The sequence below is a fragment of the Isoptericola sp. NPDC057191 genome (assembly GCF_042670225.1).
GTDB lineage: Bacteria > Actinomycetota > Actinomycetes > Actinomycetales > Cellulomonadaceae > Isoptericola.
The window spans coordinates 1-16312 of the sequence record NZ_JBHUWC010000086.1 but is presented as its reverse complement, the minus strand read 5'-3'; the positions used below and the strand labels follow the sequence as shown (position 1 = coordinate 16312).

General features: G+C 73.0%; 16 protein-coding genes. 2 read left to right on the top strand and 14 right to left on the bottom strand.

All coding sequences use genetic code 11. The features are described from left to right. Nucleotides 1-69: 69 nt before the first annotated feature. Both ACFT55_RS12095 and ACFT55_RS12090 read right to left on the bottom strand, forming a co-directional pair. Nucleotides 70-2691 (bottom strand): polysaccharide lyase family protein, encoded by a 2622-nt coding sequence (locus tag ACFT55_RS12095; protein WP_380244082.1) that lies wholly within the window; start codon nt 2689-2691, stop codon nt 70-72. A gap of 49 nt (nt 2692-2740) precedes the next feature. Then, nucleotides 2741-3196, bottom strand: a complete 456-nt coding sequence (locus ACFT55_RS12090) for an ATP-binding protein (RefSeq protein ID WP_380244081.1) — start codon at nt 3194-3196, stop codon at nt 2741-2743. A gap of 234 nt (nt 3197-3430) precedes the next feature. Between ACFT55_RS12090 and ACFT55_RS12085 the strand changes: the two genes are divergently transcribed. Further along, nucleotides 3431-3697: a GlsB/YeaQ/YmgE family stress response membrane protein gene (locus ACFT55_RS12085; RefSeq protein ID WP_380244080.1), complete on the top strand. Its 267-nt coding sequence runs from the start codon at nt 3431-3433 to the stop codon at nt 3695-3697. 90 nt (nt 3698-3787) lie between these two features. Here the strand turns inward: ACFT55_RS12085 and ACFT55_RS12080 are convergent, their stop codons facing one another. The 6 genes from ACFT55_RS12080 to ACFT55_RS12055 all read right to left on the bottom strand — a co-directional run bounded on the left by ACFT55_RS12080 (nt 3788) and on the right by ACFT55_RS12055 (nt 10507). Beyond that, nucleotides 3788-4111 (bottom strand): hypothetical protein, encoded by a 324-nt coding sequence (locus ACFT55_RS12080; RefSeq protein WP_380244079.1) that lies wholly within the window; start codon nt 4109-4111, stop codon nt 3788-3790. Nucleotides 4112-4144: 33 nt separating this feature from the next. Further along, on the bottom strand, nt 4145-6211 hold the full coding sequence (locus ACFT55_RS12075; protein ID WP_380244078.1) for a hypothetical protein: 2067 nt from the start codon (nt 6209-6211) through the stop codon (nt 4145-4147). Between the two features lie 107 nt (nt 6212-6318). Continuing rightward, nucleotides 6319-7002: an ABC transporter ATP-binding protein gene (locus ACFT55_RS12070; RefSeq protein ID WP_380244077.1), complete on the bottom strand. Its 684-nt coding sequence runs from the start codon at nt 7000-7002 to the stop codon at nt 6319-6321. A 99-nt stretch (nt 7003-7101) separates the two neighbouring features. Further along, nucleotides 7102-7398 carry a hypothetical protein gene (locus tag ACFT55_RS12065; protein WP_380244076.1) on the bottom strand — a complete coding sequence of 99 codons (297 nt, stop codon included), beginning with the start codon at nt 7396-7398 and terminating at the stop codon, nt 7102-7104. 239 nt (nt 7399-7637) lie between these two features. Then, nucleotides 7638-8882, bottom strand: a complete 1245-nt coding sequence (locus tag ACFT55_RS12060) for an MFS transporter (protein WP_380244075.1) — start codon at nt 8880-8882, stop codon at nt 7638-7640. A gap of 89 nt (nt 8883-8971) precedes the next feature. Continuing rightward, the gene (locus tag ACFT55_RS12055) at nt 8972-10507 is read right to left on the bottom strand and encodes an alpha-N-arabinofuranosidase (RefSeq protein WP_380244074.1); all 1536 of its coding nucleotides are present in this window, start codon (nt 10505-10507) and stop codon (nt 8972-8974) included. 74 nt (nt 10508-10581) lie between these two features. Between ACFT55_RS12055 and ACFT55_RS12050 the strand changes: the two genes are divergently transcribed. Continuing rightward, entirely contained in the window at nt 10582-11592 is a 1011-nt protein-coding gene (locus ACFT55_RS12050) for an alpha/beta hydrolase (RefSeq protein WP_380244073.1), read from the top strand. 239 nt (nt 11593-11831) lie between these two features. On the opposite strand, the gene ACFT55_RS12045 is transcribed toward ACFT55_RS12050, so the two are convergent. The 6 genes from ACFT55_RS12045 to ACFT55_RS12020 all read right to left on the bottom strand — a co-directional run bounded on the left by ACFT55_RS12045 (nt 11832) and on the right by ACFT55_RS12020 (nt 16234). Further along, on the bottom strand, nt 11832-12122 hold the full coding sequence (locus ACFT55_RS12045; protein WP_380244072.1) for a DUF1905 domain-containing protein: 291 nt from the start codon (nt 12120-12122) through the stop codon (nt 11832-11834). A 42-nt stretch (nt 12123-12164) separates the two neighbouring features. Continuing rightward, on the bottom strand, nt 12165-12899 hold the full coding sequence (locus ACFT55_RS12040) for a VIT family protein (protein ID WP_380244071.1): 735 nt from the start codon (nt 12897-12899) through the stop codon (nt 12165-12167). Between the two features lie 62 nt (nt 12900-12961). Further along, nucleotides 12962-14212, bottom strand: a complete 1251-nt coding sequence (locus tag ACFT55_RS12035; protein ID WP_380244070.1) for an MFS transporter — start codon at nt 14210-14212, stop codon at nt 12962-12964. Then, a complete protein-coding gene (locus ACFT55_RS12030; protein ID WP_380244069.1) occupies nt 14209-14868 on the bottom strand; it encodes a helix-turn-helix domain-containing protein in 660 nt (219 codons plus the stop codon). Before ACFT55_RS12030 ends, ACFT55_RS12035 begins: the two co-directional genes overlap by 4 nt. An 86-nt stretch (nt 14869-14954) precedes the next feature. Beyond that, nucleotides 14955-15872, bottom strand: a complete 918-nt coding sequence (locus ACFT55_RS12025) for a cation diffusion facilitator family transporter (protein WP_380244068.1) — start codon at nt 15870-15872, stop codon at nt 14955-14957. After that, on the bottom strand, nt 15869-16234 hold the full coding sequence (locus ACFT55_RS12020) for an ArsR/SmtB family transcription factor (RefSeq protein ID WP_380244067.1): 366 nt from the start codon (nt 16232-16234) through the stop codon (nt 15869-15871). Before ACFT55_RS12020 ends, ACFT55_RS12025 begins: the two co-directional genes overlap by 4 nt. Between the last annotated feature and the right edge of the window lie 78 nt (nt 16235-16312).

Genomic DNA, 16312 nt, shown 5'->3' with positions numbered 1-16312 from the left:
GTTGTACACGTTCTGAGGTGTCAGAACGTGTACAACCACCTGTTCGGCGGGGTCGGGTGAGGGCGGGACTCAGCCGATCTCGAGGCGGACGGCGTCGTAGGCGGCCTCGTTCCACAGGTGCTCGGCGCCGGCGTTGATCTGCAGCGTGATCTCGTTGCCCGCCGGCCGCAGCAGGGCGGCGTCGAACGCGATCTCGCGCTGGTAGTTCCGGCCGCCGCGACCGCTGCGGTACGTCGCGCCCTTCGCGTCCTCGGGGCCGAAGGTCCAGACGAACGGCTCGCCGTTCACCGTGACGGTGAGGTTGCTGTTCTCCGGCGGCACCGGGAGCGCCGACCCCATGGCCCACGCCGCGAGGCCGATCGTCAGGGTCGCGGTCTCGCCGGCCGCCGGCGCCCGGTCGAGGTCGAACAGGATGCGCCACGGACGCTCCTGCCGGGTGACGTGCAGGCGGTAGGTCGTCGGCGCCTTCCCGGCCTCACCGGCCACCTGGAGCTCGACCACCGTGCGCTGCGCCTCCAGGGGCACCGCCAGACCCGCCTCGGGCACGACCGTGCCACCGATGGTCACGGGAGCGTCGCCGCGGGCGGTGGCACGCACGGTCACGGTCTCCTGGTCCCAGGGCAGGTCGACGGCGAAGTCCGAGCGGAACGTGCTGAAGCCCGGCACCAGGTCCGCGCCGTCCACGGCCAGGCTCTTCAGCACCGGGACGACGGCGTCCGTCGCGAGGATCTCGACCGCGTTCAGGCGGCCGTCCCCGCCGGTGAGCAGGTCGAGCCGGCCGCCGGTCACGGTCACCACGGCGGTGTGGACGGCGTACTCGCCCTTCGCCGCGCGCAGGTCGACGAACTCGCCCCCGGCGAACGACACCCGCGACGCGTTCGCCGCGATGCTGTCGCCCGACAGCACGGTGACCTCGTACTCGCCGTCGGGCAGGTCCACCGAGAAGGTGTACGACGAGCCGACGGTGAAGTCCCGCTGCAGGTCGCCGTCGGCCCCGCGGTCCCGCGCGTCGACGGCGCGGTCGAGCCCGAAGCCGCCGCCCGCCGCGTAGAGCGTGTTCTGCGCGACCCGCTCGTACCCCTCGGCGACCGGGCTGGAGGCGGTGCCGAAGTCGAACAGCCGGATCCCGTGGGCGCCCTCCGGCAGCACCGACCCCTCGGGCGCCTCGACGGCGTACGACCGCTGGTACTGGATGTAGTTCCAGTCGGCGGCGGTGCTGGAGCCGACCGTGTACGTCACGCCGTCGGGGAAGTCGTCGTGGAAGGTCTGGAACAGCCCGTACCGGCGGAAGTCGCGGCCGTTGCGGAACTCGCCCGACGTGCGCGACGGCGTGCCGACCTGGAACACGGTGCGCCCGTGGCTGGTCGGCTCCCACAGCATCCGCCCGAGGGTGACCTCCTTCCCGGCACCGATCTCGACGTCGTCGATGACGTGCTCGCCCCAGACCCCCTGCCCGTAGACCGTGAGGCGGTAGGTGCCCGGGCGGACGTGGTCGATGCTGAACCGGCCGCCCTCCTCGACGTCGGTCCAGTAGTTGTGGCCGAGCACCGTGTCCTGCATCGGGGTGCGGTTGTCGGACAGCACGACGACGGCGCCCGCGACGTTCGGCACGCCGGGGAGGTGCACGGTGCCCCGCACGCGGGAACGCTGCGCCGTGGGCGTCCAGCCCTCGATCGCGAGCCGGTCGTAGAAGTCGGCGTGCGTCTCGAAGCGGGCCTGGCGCGCGGCGTCGCGGCGCATCGCGCGCGGGTCGTCGCCCTTGTTGAGGTACACGAAGTACGGGCCGTAGGTCTTCTGCCACGCCTGGCCGGCGGCCACCCGCACGGGCGGGGCACCGTAGTGGGTGGCCTGCGGCTCGACGAGCAGGACGGGCGAGCTCCCCGTCTGGTGCAGGATCAGGTCCTGACGCACCGGCCCGCCCGTGAACGCCTCGAGGTTGGGCAGGGCGGCCCACATCCCGTAGCCGCTGCCGTACAGCCCGTGCAGGCTGTGGTCCTTCATCGTCACGGCCCAGTCGTACTTCGTGTAGTAGCGCCGGGCGTACGCGGAGCCGGTGCCCTGCAGGTCGTAGGTGGCGTCCATGACCATGGGGGAGCGGGAGATCTCCCCGCCGGTCGGCATGCGAGCCGCGGCCTCGCGCCAGGGCGTGGCGTCGGCCTCGTCGGGGACCGAGGCGTGCGTGAAGACGCCGCCCGCGGTGTAGAAGACGTAGCGGTGCTGGTCGGTGCGGAAGCCGTGCAGCGCCGCGGGGTGGTCGTAGCTGTAGGCGAGGTGGATGCCCGCCTCGCCCGAGCGCACGATGTGGTGCCGCACGAGCCAGCACGGCATGTCGCCGGACGGGCTGTGGTGGTAGGCGATGTCGACGAAGTCCTGCTCCTGCCGGACGGTCAGGTGGTTGTCGGCGGGCGGCAGCGGCAGGCCGACGCCCTCCCGGACGGTGTTCATGTCGTAGTTGCCGCGCCCCACCATGTTCACGCCGTCGTAGACGAGCGAAGTGGTCCGACCATTGGACTTGTCCACCGTCAGGCGCACGAGACCGTTGTCCACCACGACTTCGGTGGCCGTCTCCAGGACCTCCGGGGGCCCGGCGGCGGCGGCACGCGTGGTCTGGACCCACGGGAGCAGCGCTGTTGCAGTGATCCCGGCCAGCTTCCCAAAAGTACGCCGCGTCATTGCGGCCTGTGTGGTCATGCCACGGGAATTTACACGATTCAATCCTCAGTTGGAAGGATTCATCGGATCATTGAGCGCGGCGCGGGAACGTGGCCCACACGTGCTTGGAGCCGGCGGTGGCGTACCAGCCCACCTCCAGGGAGAGGCGCTGCGCGATCTGCAGCCCGAGCCCGCCGTCGCCCGGGTCCCGTTCGTCGACGCTCGGAGCCGAGCGCAGGTCGTGGTCGGCGACGTCGAGCAGCCAGCTCTCCGCGGAGGCGAGGAGCCGGACGACGGTCGGCGGCAGGCCGTGGTCCAGCGCGTTGGTCGCGAGCTCCGACGCGATGAGGACGATCTTCTCCGCCGTGTCGACCAGCCGGGGCGTTCGCGTCGCGCCGATCTGCTGCGCCAGCCCCGACCGCAGCGCGGCGAGCTGGGCCAGGTCGTCGAGCACCCACTCGGCCACGAGGGCGTGGTCGCGCGACGGGTGTGCCCACGCCAGTCGACCTTCGTACGTCTGCGTGTCCGGAACGCTCGGGACCATGGACCACCCTCTCTGCCGTGGCGCCCGCCACCGCTGCTGTCGGTTCCAGCCAGGGACGCTAGCGCCACCGTTGCGACCCCGCAGACCGAGGGGTCGATGCCCCCTCAGCCCCGAATGTGCTGTTTGCCACGTGGCGTTCAGGATGCGACCAGTCCGCGCTCCTGGAATCGTCCGGGCCGACACGAAGTGCTGTCTGCTTCGAAGTGCTGTTTCACGAATGAGGAGGAGATTGACGTGAGCATCATCGGGTGGATCCTCATCGGGCTGATCATGGGCGCGATCGCCCGCGCCATCGTGCCGGGTGCGCAGAAGGGTGGCTGGATCGTCACCCTGCTCCTCGGGATCGTCGGCGCGCTCCTCGGCGGGTTCATCGCGTCGGCCGTCTTCGGCACCAGCGTGAACGACGAGTTCTTCGACCTCGGCACGTGGGGCTTCGCGCTCGTCGGGTCGATCATCGTCGTCGCGATCTGGTCGTGGGCCACGGGCCGCAAGCACGCCTGACCTGCGACGACTCGTCGTCCCCCGTGCCTCAGGTGCGGGGGACGACGTGTCAGGCGGCGCCGGCCTGCGCGCGCCGCACCACCGCGAGGTTCAGCGTCGCCGCGGCGAGCAGGACGACGGCGGTGGGGGGTCGAGACGGACGACCGCTCGCCCAGCCTCCAGGTCGAGGGACACGCCCGGCTCGGTGCCGGGCGCCTGCCTGATCTCCAGGCGCTTGTACTCGAGCTCTTCCTGGGTGTGGGTGCGTGAGGGCTGGAAGACGTCGATGAGCTCACCGAGAGCGCCCGTGGCGCCCCCGTGTCCGTGAGTGGGCTTCGTGCGGCGCGGCCGCAGCGAGGTGACGAACCCCGCCGTCGCGGCCACGGCGACCCCGCTCGCCATGATCAGGAGCAGCAGGAAGAGGCTCGAGAGCACAGGGTGGTCCTTTCTCGGCGTGGTTCGTGTGACCTATCGGCGAGGTCTGTGGCGTCGGCCGTGCTGGATCCAGAAGCCGGCGCAGGTTCCCAGCACCACGATGTACCCGACGGAAGCCAGCAGCATGGCGAGGATGCTCTCTTGGGGCGTGACCGCGTCGGCACCAGGGACGGTGGTCGGGGCGATGGCGAGCCCGAGCGCGGCACCGGCGCCTAGGACGGCGGCGGCGACCCCCGGCACGGCGACGAGGGTGAGCCCGAGGGTGACGAAGTGCCGCACGCGGGTGCCGTAGAAGCGGATGACGCGGTGACGCCCCGCCAGGCGCTCGAGCTCGGCCAGCGCGACGAGGCCACTCATGGTCGTGGTGATCAGGAGGGCGAGCATGCCCCCGACGCGATACCAGCGCGCTTGGTCGACGCCCACCCACGAGCCGACGACCCACTGGTCCAGGGGCACGGTGATGTTCGGCGGAGGGTCGAGGCGACGGCCGAGGAGCCGGGTGAGCTCGTCGGGGGTGATCGTGTCTGCGTCGGCGGCCACCGCCACCAGACGAGTCGTCTGCCGTAGTTCGTCGGGGGTGGCTTGTCGGACGACGGCGTCCGGGGCCACGCCCCACAGCGGCACCTGCGGGATGGTGCCCGCAGCCAACGCGGACAGCGGAGTGGGGCGGCTGGGACAGGACCCGACGACTCGGGTCAGTGCTGGGCAGTCGCCGATCAGCTCCGTGGCCGCGGGTTCTCCATGCAAGCCGATGTAGGCCAGGTCGTGCCTGTCGCTGGTGGTGATGTCGGCGGCCAGCGCTCGCTCCTGGTTGCCGAAGTCGACGAGGACGCTGCGGCCTTGGTTGATCGCCTGCGCCCGGAGGGCGTCCTGGTAGTAAGGACCGGGTTGGGCGGCCAGGATCTGGAGCTGGGCGGCCAGGACGATGGCCATGGCGATGACGGACGCCACGCGGGTGGCGGCGCGCGGCACGTGCTGAACCTCGCGTGCTCCGATGAGTGCGGGCCCTGAACCGCATCGGTGGGCACCGACGGCGAGCCACCGGCCGATGAGGCTGGTGAGGATGCCGATGCACGGCACGAGGATCACCACGGTCAGCGCGCTGCCGATCAAGACGCTCGCCTGGGCCAGGAAGGGGTCGGACGGGTAGAGCAGGGCGTAGGCCCAGTTGGTGACGGCCACGTCGGCCACCAGTGCGACGAGCCAGAGGGGCCGGCGTCCCACGGGCCGGGGTCGGGTGCCTTGCCCGATCCGCGGCAGAGTCTTGCCGCGGTGCTGCCACAGGAGGTGCGCCCATGTCGCCGCCGCAGCGCCAGCGGTGATGAAGGCGAACGCGATCAGGTCGGGAGCGGACTGATAGTCGGCGCCGTCGAGGGAAAGGTGCGCCCCAGGCACCGGCCAGGTGACGAACGTCGACAGGACGACGAGGGCGAGCACGGCTGTCGCGCCCACGATGCTCGGAGTGACGAACGGCCGCAGCAGGGTACGGCGCAGGACTCGAGGGGTGGCACCGATGACGCGGAGCTGAGCCAAGAGGCGGCGCCGGGGTTCGGCGCCCAGGGCCGTCAGGGCGATGGTGGCGACGACGGCTGGTGCCAGGCCGAACACCGTCAGACCGACCAGCAGGCTGCGCTTGGTTCCTTGGTACAAGGCTGCGCCGAGGTAGCCCTCACTGTCTTCGCTCACCGGCACCCCGAAGTGGGTGACGCCATTCCAGTGGTCGGGCGGTACGACAGTCTGGTCGTCCGCTCCGACATAGGCGATCCGTTCCCCGTGGTCGGTGAGCGTCGCCGGGTCGATGGTCCCGGCGAGCCTCCCGTAGCGAGCGAGGTAGGCGTCCGCTCCGGGCGTCGCTTCCAAGGCGGGCGAGGCCCACACTTCACCGGGAGCCGGCCAGCGGGGAAGGCCCGGCGGAGGTGGCGCGGAGTCGTCCAGCACCGCGTAATAGAGGATCTGCGACTCCATCACACCGATGGCGTCGTCCCGCCAGGTGAAGTGCGCGACGGCATCCGCCCCGGCAGGGCTGGCGATGTCCACCTCTGCGGGCGTGCGCGCGGCGTCACGATCCAGCCGTGCGTCGTAGGAGCTGCTGACGACCACGAAGAGGCAGCCGACCAGGGTCAGGAGCGCTGCGCACACGGCGGCGCCGAGCCGCTGGACCGGGGTGGCGATCTCGCCCGCGTTGAGAGCTGGAGGGCGGGCGGGGCTCAAGAAGTGCCTCGCTGCGCTCGGTGGCGCGCGGTCAGCCGCCCGTCCTCCAGCACGAGGACGCGGTCTGCCCTGCCGGCGACCTCCTCGTCGTGCGAGATCACGATCAAGGCGCAGGAGCGCTCGGCCGGCAGGTTGAACAGCAGGTCGCACACCAGATCGCGAGTCGTCGCGTCCAGCGCTGCCGTCGGCTCGTCGGCGAGCACCAGCGACGGCTCGTTGACCAGGGCACGTGCGATCGCGACTCGCTGCACCTCCCCACCGGAAAGGCTCTCGGCCGGAGTGCTGGGGTCCGCGACGGCCAACCCGGCGAGAAGGTCGCGGGCTCGTGACTCGGCCTCCGTGCGGTCGACACCAGCCAGGAGCAGCGGCACGGTCGTGTTCTCCAGCGCCGACAGGGTCGGGATCAGCTCGCCCGCCTGGAACACCACGCCGACCTCACGCAGCCGGAACTCCGCTGCCTGACGGGGTCTCATCGCCGACACCGACGTTCCCGCGACCTTGACCGCTCCACGAGTGGGGCGCTCGAGCCCGGCGACGATCGACAGCAACATGCTCTTTCCGGAGCCCGTCCGTCCCATCAGCGCCAGTGAGGTGCCGTCGTCGACCGAGAAGCTGACATCCCGAAGAATGGACCTTCGACCGAACGAATGGCTGATCCGATCGACATGAACTGCGGACACCAGCGCTCACTGCTCCCTGTGATGGTCCCGGCACGCGACGTGGAGAGCCCACGGAGGCCTACGCCGGCTGGCGCCCGCCTCCGCCGACGACCGTGTTCCTCAGTACTGCCACGTGGAGCAGTAGGTGCTGTCGAGCGGGTTGTTGTTGGTCGCGCACGCCTTCATGCGCGTGATCTTTCCGATCGAGTACCCCAGCCCTGTACCGGACGATGCGGTGTCGCCGTACCCGCCCGTCGCGCGGAGGTAGTAAGTCGTGCTCGTCAGGTAGGCACGCTGGAAGCGCGCCTCCGCGCGGCGGTTGTCGGCCTTGGTGTCCTTGACCGTCGCTGCCTTCCCCGTGCTCGACGTCCAGGCAGACGCGCCCGTCGTGGACGCTGTGATGGCAGAAGCTGACATGGGCACGGTTGCCAGCAGTGCTCCCGAGACCGCTGCGGCGACGAGATTCCGACGTGCCTTCGTGCGAAAAGCCATGGTTCCTCCTCGAACCTCATGAGTCTTCTCGGCCCAGGACTCGGTCTCCCGGGCCTGAGCACGACCCCATCACGGTTCGCCGGCCAGGACGGGCCGCGTGCGAAACCTGCAACGCGGTGCGCAAGGCAGGCGCGGGCCCTACGATGCGCGGTGGCCTCGACCTGCTACTCGGCGGACGCCTGCGCGCGCCGCACCACCGCGAGGTTGAGCGTCGCCGCGACGAGCAGCACGACGGCGGTGGCGACGAAGACGGCGCGCAGGCCGTGCTGGGCGGCGACCACTCCGCCGAGCACGGGCCCGGCGACCTGGCCGACGTACTGCGCGGAGACGCCGAGGCCGAGCACACGACCGACGGCGTCCGGCGGGGCCAGGTGGCGTACCGCCGCCGTGACCGACGGCAGCAGGCCGCCCAGGGCCAGGCCCAGCAGCACCCGCAGGACGCCGAGCTGCCAGACGTTCGTCACGAGCGCCTGGGCCAGCGCGAGCACCCCGGCGGCGGCGAGGCATGCCACGACGACGCGGGCGTGCCCCACGCGGTCCGCCAGCCGGCCGACGCGCGGCGCCGCGACGATGCTCCCGATGCTGGTCAGCGCGACGAGCACCCCCGCGACGCCCGCCGCGTGCGACAGGTGCCCGAGGTCCTCCACGTAGACGGTGACGATCGGCTCGATCGACATCGTCGAGAAGAGCAGCAGGCTCGACGTCGCGAGCAGGACGACGACGGCGCCCGGCTGCCGCACCTGCCGCCACACCCCACCGGGCACCCGGCCCGCCGAGCGCCGTGCGCCCGTGCCGCCGCGGGCCTCGCGCAGCAGGAACGTCGTCGCGAGGAAGGCCAGGAAGATCACCGCGCCGCAGACGACGAACGTCGGGCGGATCCCCACCCAGGCAGGCACGAACCCGCCGACCAGCGGGCCCACGACGTTCCCGGCGAGCACCCCCGACGAGAGCACGCCGAGCGCCCACGCGCTGCGGTGCTCGGGCGTCTGCGCGGCGACGAGGATGGTGGCGCCCGACGAGTAGCCGCCGAGCAGCCCCACCAGCAGCCGCACCGCGACGAGCTGCTCGACGCTCTGCACGAACCCGAGCAGCGTCATCGCCACCGCCATGCCGAGGCTCGCGCGCACCAGCATCGACTTGCGCCCGAACCGGTCGCCGAGCGCCCCCCACAGCGGCGCGGTCAGCGCCGCGGTGAGGAAGCACGCCCCGTACGCGACGCCCGACCAGCGCACGACGTCGCCCGGGTCGTGGACGCCGAGCTGCCGCACGTACTGCGGCAGGAACGGCACCAGCAGCGTCATCGCGACGAGCGTGGTGAAGGAGCCGACGGTGGCGACGGCGAGGTTGCGCCGCCAGTACGGGTGCTCGGCGACGGCGAGGGAGCGGTGATCGACCGCAGGGCTGGTCATGCCCCCGGTCTACACCCGATGTCCGCCCATCGGTACGAAGTGTCTCATGTGACGGACTTGACCCGACCGCGGACGGGGCGCCCTCCCGCCTACCCGAGCGTGAGCCGCACCGTCGCGAACGCCGCCGGCGGGAGCTCCACCGTGAGGACGCCCCCGTCCAGGCGGACGCCGTCGAGCGGACGCGGTGCGACGGCGTCGGGGGCGTCGAACGTGTTGTGCGCGGCCGGGTCGTCGGCCGCGAGCACCGTGGCGACCGGGTCGCTCACCGCGTGCCCGCGCAGGTCGACCCGCACCGACGCCGAGGCGTCCGGGTCGAGGTTCGTCAACGACACCAGCACCGCGCCGTCCTTCGTGGAGGCCGAGGCCGACACCGTGCCCACGGGCGTGCCGTCGACGTCGTGCGTGGCGCGCGCCGCCCGCTCGCGCACCGGCAGGCTCGCGGCGTCGTGGTGCCCGGCGCTCATCGCGAAGGCGTGGAACGTGGGCGTCCTGATCATCCGCGCGCCGTCCGTGAGCAGCATCGACTGCAGCACGTTCACCGTCTGCGCGATGTTCGCCAGGCGCAGGCGACGCGCGTGGTCGTGGAACGCGTCGAAGTGCACCGCGGCGACCAGGGCGTCGCGCATCGCGTTCTGCTGGTACAGGAACCCGGGGTTGGTGCCGCGCTCCACGTTCCACCAGGTGCCCCACTCGTCGAGGGCGAGCCCGATCCTCGCCTGCGGGTCGTACGCGTCCATCACCGCCGAGTGGCCGGCGATGATGCGCCGCACGTCGAGCGCCTTGCGCATGGTGGCCCAGTACTCGTCGCGCGTGAACTCGGTGGCTGCACCCTTGTCGCCCCACGTCCCGGCGAACGTGTAGAAGTGGAACGACACCATCTGGAACAGGTCGCGCGGGTCCGCGTCGCCGAGCTTCGCCACCTGCTGCATGAGCGTCTCGGTCCACGCGTAGTCGTCGTCCGACGCGCCCGCCGCCACCCGCACCAGGCGGTTGTCGCCGTGGTCGCGCGCGTACGTCGCGTGCTGCCGCGCGAGGGAGGCGAACTGGTCGGCCCGCAGGTTGCCGCCGCAGCCCCACGGCTCGTTGCCGATGCCGAAGAGCGCGACCTTCCACGGTTCGTCCCGCCCGTGCTCGCGGCGCAGGCGCGCCATGGGCGCGTCGTCCGCGCGCGTCAGGTACTCCACCCAGTCCGCGGTCTCCTGCACCGTGCCCGAGCCGACGTTCGCCGACACGTACGGCGCCGTGCCCAGCAGCTCGCACAGCGCCATGAACTCGTGCGTGCCGAACGCGTTGTCCTCGACGACGTCGCCCCAGTGCGTGTTGACGATGCGGGGGCGGTCGGCAGCCGGGCCGATGCCGTCGCGCCAGTGGTACGTGTCCGCGAAGCAGCCGCCCGGCCAGCGCAGGTTGGGGATGGCGAGCTCGCGCAGCGCCTCCACCACGTCGGAGCGGATCCCGCCGACGTTCGGGATGTCCGAGTCCTCGCCCACCCAGAACCCCTCGTACACGCACCGGCCGAGGTGCTCGGCGAAGTGCCCGTACAGGTGGCGGCTGATCGTGGGGCCGGGGATGTCGAGGTCGACGACGGCGTCGAGGGCGAGGGCGGTCGAGGACGGGTCGGTCACGGGGTTTCCTCCAACGTTGCAGGTAGCGGTCAGACCATACCTGCGCACGGCCCGGGCAGTGCCAGACTCGTCGCGTGCCGGACGACGTGGAAGCTCCCGCCCCCACCGCCCCGAACCGCCTCGCCCCCTCGACCGTCGCGACCTGGCTCCGCCGCGCGACGCTCCTCGTGGCGGCGGCTGCCCTCGTCGTCGTCGCCTGGGTGTGCGCGACGGCATGGGGCGCCGTCGTGCACGGCCACCCGGCGTACGCGGTGCTGCTCGCGCTGACGCTCGCGGGCGCCCTGGTCGCCGGCCTGCGCGCGCTGCGCCCGCGACCGTCCCGCCCCGGGTGGCGGCGCGCGGGGCGGGTGGCACTGCTCGTCCTCGGGGCGGCGGGGGTGGCCCTGGTGGCGTGGCTGCGGCCGTTCGTCGCGGTCGAGCCAGCCCTCGCCGCGATGCGGTCCGACGACGCGGTGACGGTCACGGAAGGGGCCACCCGGTTCGTGCTGGCACCGGCGGACGGCGGCGACGGCACGGCCGTCTTCTTCCAGCCGGGCGCGCGCGTCGACGCCCGCGCCTACGCCGCCGTGCTGCGCCCGCTCGCCGAGGCGGGCCACACGGTCGTCGTCGCGAAGCAGCCGCTGGGCATCGCGTTCCTCGCGGTGGGGGCGTTCGACGACGCGCGGACCGCCGTCCCCGGCGCCGACCGGTGGGTGGTGGGCGGGCACTCGCTCGGCGGCACGGTCGCGGCGATGGAGGCGGACGCGGACGACGCCGGGGCCGCGGCGGACGGTGCGGCACCCGTCGACGGGCTGCTGCTCTTCGCCTCGTACCCCGCGGGCGACGTGAGCGGCACGCTCACCGCCGCCGTCGAGTCTGTGTCCGCGAGCCGGGACGGCCTCGCGACGCCCGCGAAGATCGAGGCATCGAGGTCCGACCTGCCCGCCGACGCCACGTTCACCGTCGTCGACGGCGCGGTGCACGCCCAGTTCGGCGACTACGGCCCGCAGCCCGGCGACGGCACCCCGACCCTCAGCCACGACGACGCCCGCGCGCAGATCTCCGCCGCCGCCGTCGCCTTCGTCGACGGCCTGGCCGCGAGGTAGTCCAGAACCTGCCGAGGTAGTTCCAGGGTCCGCGAGGTAGTACCAGGATCCGCGAGGTAGCACCGGGTATCGCGAGGTAGTTGCGAGGTCCGCGAGGTAGTGCAGGGCTCGCCGAGGTAGTGGGCTGGTCCCACTACCTCGGCAAGGGTGGGACTACCTCGGCAGGGGTGGGACTACCTCGGCAGGGCTGGGACTACCTCGCGGACCCCGGAACTACCTCGGCGGGATGGCGCGCACGGTCAGACGCCATCGAGCGTCAGCCGGACGACGACCTCGTCGCCGTCCGTCACCCCCTCCGGCCGGCGCACGGCGTCCTTGAGCGGCACGAGGTAGCCGCCGTCCTTGGGGAAGAGCGACGTGGTGAACGTCGTCCCGCCGAGCCGGCCGGTCACGGGGATCACGCCCCAGCCGTACGTGACCAGCGGCGCGACCGCCGCGATCTGCTCCGCCTCGGCGTCCGGGACCGCCACGTAGTAGTACGGCGCGGGACCGCGCCACTGGAAGACCTCACCGCGCACCTCGAGCTCCATGCGCCCAGCGTGCCGCCCCGGCGGGGCGCTGACCAGTCGCGGTCACACGGCGCCGGTGGTGCCCAGCAGCGACCCCAGCGCGAACGTCACACCGAGCGCCAGCGCGCCGCCGATCACGACGCGCGAGACGGACCGGGCGCGCGAGGAGCCGCCGATCCACGCCGCGAGGGCGCCGGCGGCGCCGAGGGCGACGAGCACGACGACGAACGTGCCGGCGATCTTCCACGGCTGCGGGATGAACAGGACCGCGAGCATCGGCAGGATGCCGCCGACGAGGAAGGCCAGCAGCGACGCCCACGCCGCGTGCCAGGGGCTCACCACGTCGTCGGGGTCGATGTTCAGCTCCGCGGACAGGTGCGCGCCCAGGGCGTCGTGGTGGGTGAGCTCGACGGCGACCTGCCGCGCCGTGCCCTCGCTCAGGCCGCGCTCGCGGTAGAGCCCGACGAGCTCGTCGAACTCCTCGTCGGGCATGGTGGCGAGCTCGTGCTCCTCCTTGGCGATGAGCGCCTTCTCGCTGTCGGACTGGCTGGAGACGGACACGTACTCGCCGAGTGCCATCGAGATCGCGCCACCGACCAGGGCGGCCAGCCCGGCGGTGAGCACCGCAGCCCGCGACGGCGTGGCCGCCGCGACGCCCACGACCACGGCCGCCACGGACACGATGCCGTCGTTGGCGCCGAGCACGCCGGCGCGCAGCCAGTTGAGGCGCTGGGCCAGGCCGCCGGCGTGCGGCTCGTCGGCGTGGCCGGCCGGGGGGACGTCGACACGGGAGGACATGTGCCAAGCACAGCACCCCGCGGCGCGTCCCGCGAGCACGCGCCCGCCCTCGCGCCCCAGGCTCAGGCGCGCCCCTTCAGCGAGAGCTCGCGGAAGAGCGGGTTGCGCAGCGGGATCGTCATGAGCAGCACCATGCCCGCGCCGTACAGGACGAACGGCACCCAGAGCGCGGTCGCGGACGCGAGCGCGCCGAACACCGCCATCGCCAGGGGCATGAGCACGTCGTCGCCCAGACGCGTGATCGACGCCATCCGCCCCAGGTAGGCCGGGTCGACGGTGCCGGCGAACGTCGCGCCCAGCAGGGCCGAGGCGTAGCCGGCCGTCAGGCCGATCGTCAGGCACGCGGCCCCGGCGAGCAGCACGGGTCCGCCGCCGAGGGCCACGATCGCCACGCCCTGCACGACGAGGGCGCCGAACCCGGCGCGCGCCTCGTGCCGGGGCCGCCACCGCGCGACCGACAGCGCGCCGACCGCGGCGCCCAGCCCGATGCACGCCTCCAGGATGCCGACCGCCTGGGCTCCCCAGCCGGCGTCGTGCGCGCGCAGCGCGATCCCGATGCCGACGGCCGGCCCCACCGCGAGGTTCAGGCCGGACAGGGCGAGCACCAGCGTGCGGGTGGTCGGGACGTCGCGCAGGTGCCCGAACCCGCGCCGGATGCCCCGCCACGCGGACTCCGGCTCGGCGCGGGGGAGCCCGAACCGCGGCCGCAGCCAGGCGGCGACGAAGACGACGACCACGGTGAACGTCACGGCGTTGACCGTGGCGCTCCCCGCGAGGCCGGAGCGCGCGACGAGGAACCCTCCGACGGCGGAGCCGCCCATCGTGGCGAGCCGGGACGCCGTCTGCGCGACGGCGGTGTACGACGGGAGGTCCTCCGCGCGCACGAGCTGGCGCCCGATGGTGCTCGCCGACGGTTCGTAGAAGGCGTCGCAGACGCCGAACGCGACCGCGGCGAGCGCGAGCAGCCCCACGGTCGGCGCCGCCGCCAGGACCCACAGGGCGGTGCCGACCAGCACGGCGACCCGCAGGAGGTTGAACGCGATCATGACGTGGCGGGCGTTCGCCCGGTCGGCGAGCACGCCGCCGAACAGGAGGACGGCGGCCCTCGGCACCGTGCCCGCGGCCACGACGAGCCCCGCGACGGCCGGGCTGGCGACCTGCACCGCCGTCCACGCCAGGGCGATGGTCCAGATCGCGTCGCCGGCGTCGGAGAGCGCCTTGACGCCGATCCACGCGTGCACCGCACGGTCGCGCGAGAACGCCGGCGGTTCGCGCAGCAGCACGGGCTGCGTCGCGCCCGGGGTCGCGGTCATGGCGTCGTCGGGAAGCCGTGGGCGAAGACGAACACCGGGCGGCGCCTGGTGTCGTCCGTCGCGCCGTCCGCGCCGTCCGCGCCGTCCGCGCCGTCCGCGCCGTCCGCGCCGTCCGCGCCGTCCGCGCCGTCCGCGCCGTCCGCGCCGTCCGCGCCGTCCGCAGCGCGCTCGGCGTCGATGCCCGCCTGCCAGGTGGCGATCGTCTGCCGCATGGCCGCGGAGAGCGCCGTCAGCTCCTCAGGGGTGGCCCAGGCGAGCGTGTCGACGCTGAACGCGGCGCGGGACCACTCCGGCAGGGGGGTGGTGCGGCGGTGCCACGCGCGCAGGCGGCCGACGTGCGTCTCGACGTTCGTCCGCTCGGCCTCGCGGGCGAGCAGGGCGTCGGCGGGGGAGTCGGAGAAGTCCTCGACGGACCAGCTCAGGCCCTTGCGCGACGGCTGCCACCAGCTGGTGCGGCGGTCGTCGGTGGTGTCGGGGGCGTGCTCGACGACGCCCGCCCGCTGCAGCATGCGCAGGTGGTGGCTGACGCTGCCGACCTGCAGGCCGAGCGCGCGCGCCAGGGTGGTCACCTGCGTCGTCCCGTGCAGGCTCAGGTAGTCGTAGATGCGCCGTCGCACCGGGTGGTGCACGGCGGTGATCGCTTCGATCTGCTCCATGCCGACGACGCTAGGCGCGCGCCGTCAGGAGTACAAGACTTCTTGTATACCGCCAGATTCCGCCGATTCTTGGGTCTAGGCGTGGTCTAGGCGTGGGTCGGGTGCTCGTGCTGCGGGTGGGTGTCCGGCTCCACCTGGAAGGTGGAGTGCTCGACGGCGACGTCGAAGTGGGTGGCGACGCACTCCTGCAGCTCGTCGAGGATGCGCCCGGCGTGCCCGTCGGTGAAGCAGCCGGAGTCCACCACGACGTGCGCCGACAGGATCGGCAGGCCGGTGGCGATGAGGGAGGCGTGCACGTCGTGGACGTCGCGCACGTGGTCGACACGCAGCAGGTGGGCGCGGACCTCGTCGAGGTCGAGCCCCGGCGGCGTGGACTCCAGCAGCACGGAGCCCGCGGCCCGCAGCAGCCGCAGCGCGCGGGGGAGGATGAGTGCGCCGATGACGAGGGCGGCGACGGCGTCGGCCCGCTGCCAGCCGGTGGTGGCGATGACGATCGCCGCGACGATGACGCCCACCGACCCGAGCGCGTCGTTCACGACCTCGAGGAACGCCGCCCGCAGGTTGAGGTTGGCGTCCCGGCGGCCGGCCAGGACGGCCATCGACGCGAGGTTGCCCGCCAGCCCGATGGCACCGAAGACGACGAGCTGCGAGGACGGGATCTCCGGCGGGTGCGCAAGGCGCAGCACGGCCTCCACCAGCACGTACACGCCGACGACGAGCAGCACCGCCGCCTGCGCCAGCGCGGCCAGCACCTCCGCGCGGCGGTAGCCCCAGGTGCGCTGCGGCGACGCGGGCCGCAGCGACAGGTGGGCGGCGAACAGCGCGAGCGCCAGCCCGCCCGCGTCGGTGAGCATGTGCGCGGTGTCGACCAGCAGCGCGAGGCTGCCCGTGACCACCGCGCCTACCGCCTGCGCCACGAGGATGGCGGCGGTGATGCCGAACGCGACGGCCAGCCGGCCGCGGTGGTCGGCCGCGGCGTGCGCGTGGTGGTGGTCGTGCGTCATGCGGCGTCCGCGCTGCCGTGCGCAGCGCCGCCCGTCGCGCACGTGCAGTCCGGGCCGCAGCACTCCGGGTCGACGACGAGCGCGAGCCGCAGCATGTCGCCGAGGGCGTGCGCGAGGTGCGGGTCCGCGAGCCGGTACTCGGTGCGGCGTCCGTCCGGGCGCCCGACGACGAGCCCGCACCCGCGCAGGCACGCGAGCTGGTTGGACATCACCTGCTTGGAGACGCCGAGCGCCGCGGCCAGGTCGGACGGGTACGCGGGCGCGTCGCGCAGCGCGAGCAGGATGCGCGTGCGCGTGCCGTCCGACAGGGCGTGCCCCAGCCGGGCCAGCGCCGCGGTGTGGGTGAGCGTCACGGTCTCCATGCCGCCAACCGTACATGGACGCCTGTACTGACCATCAGGGCGGACCCAGGCCCCCGTGTCGAACAGGTGGTTGTCCAC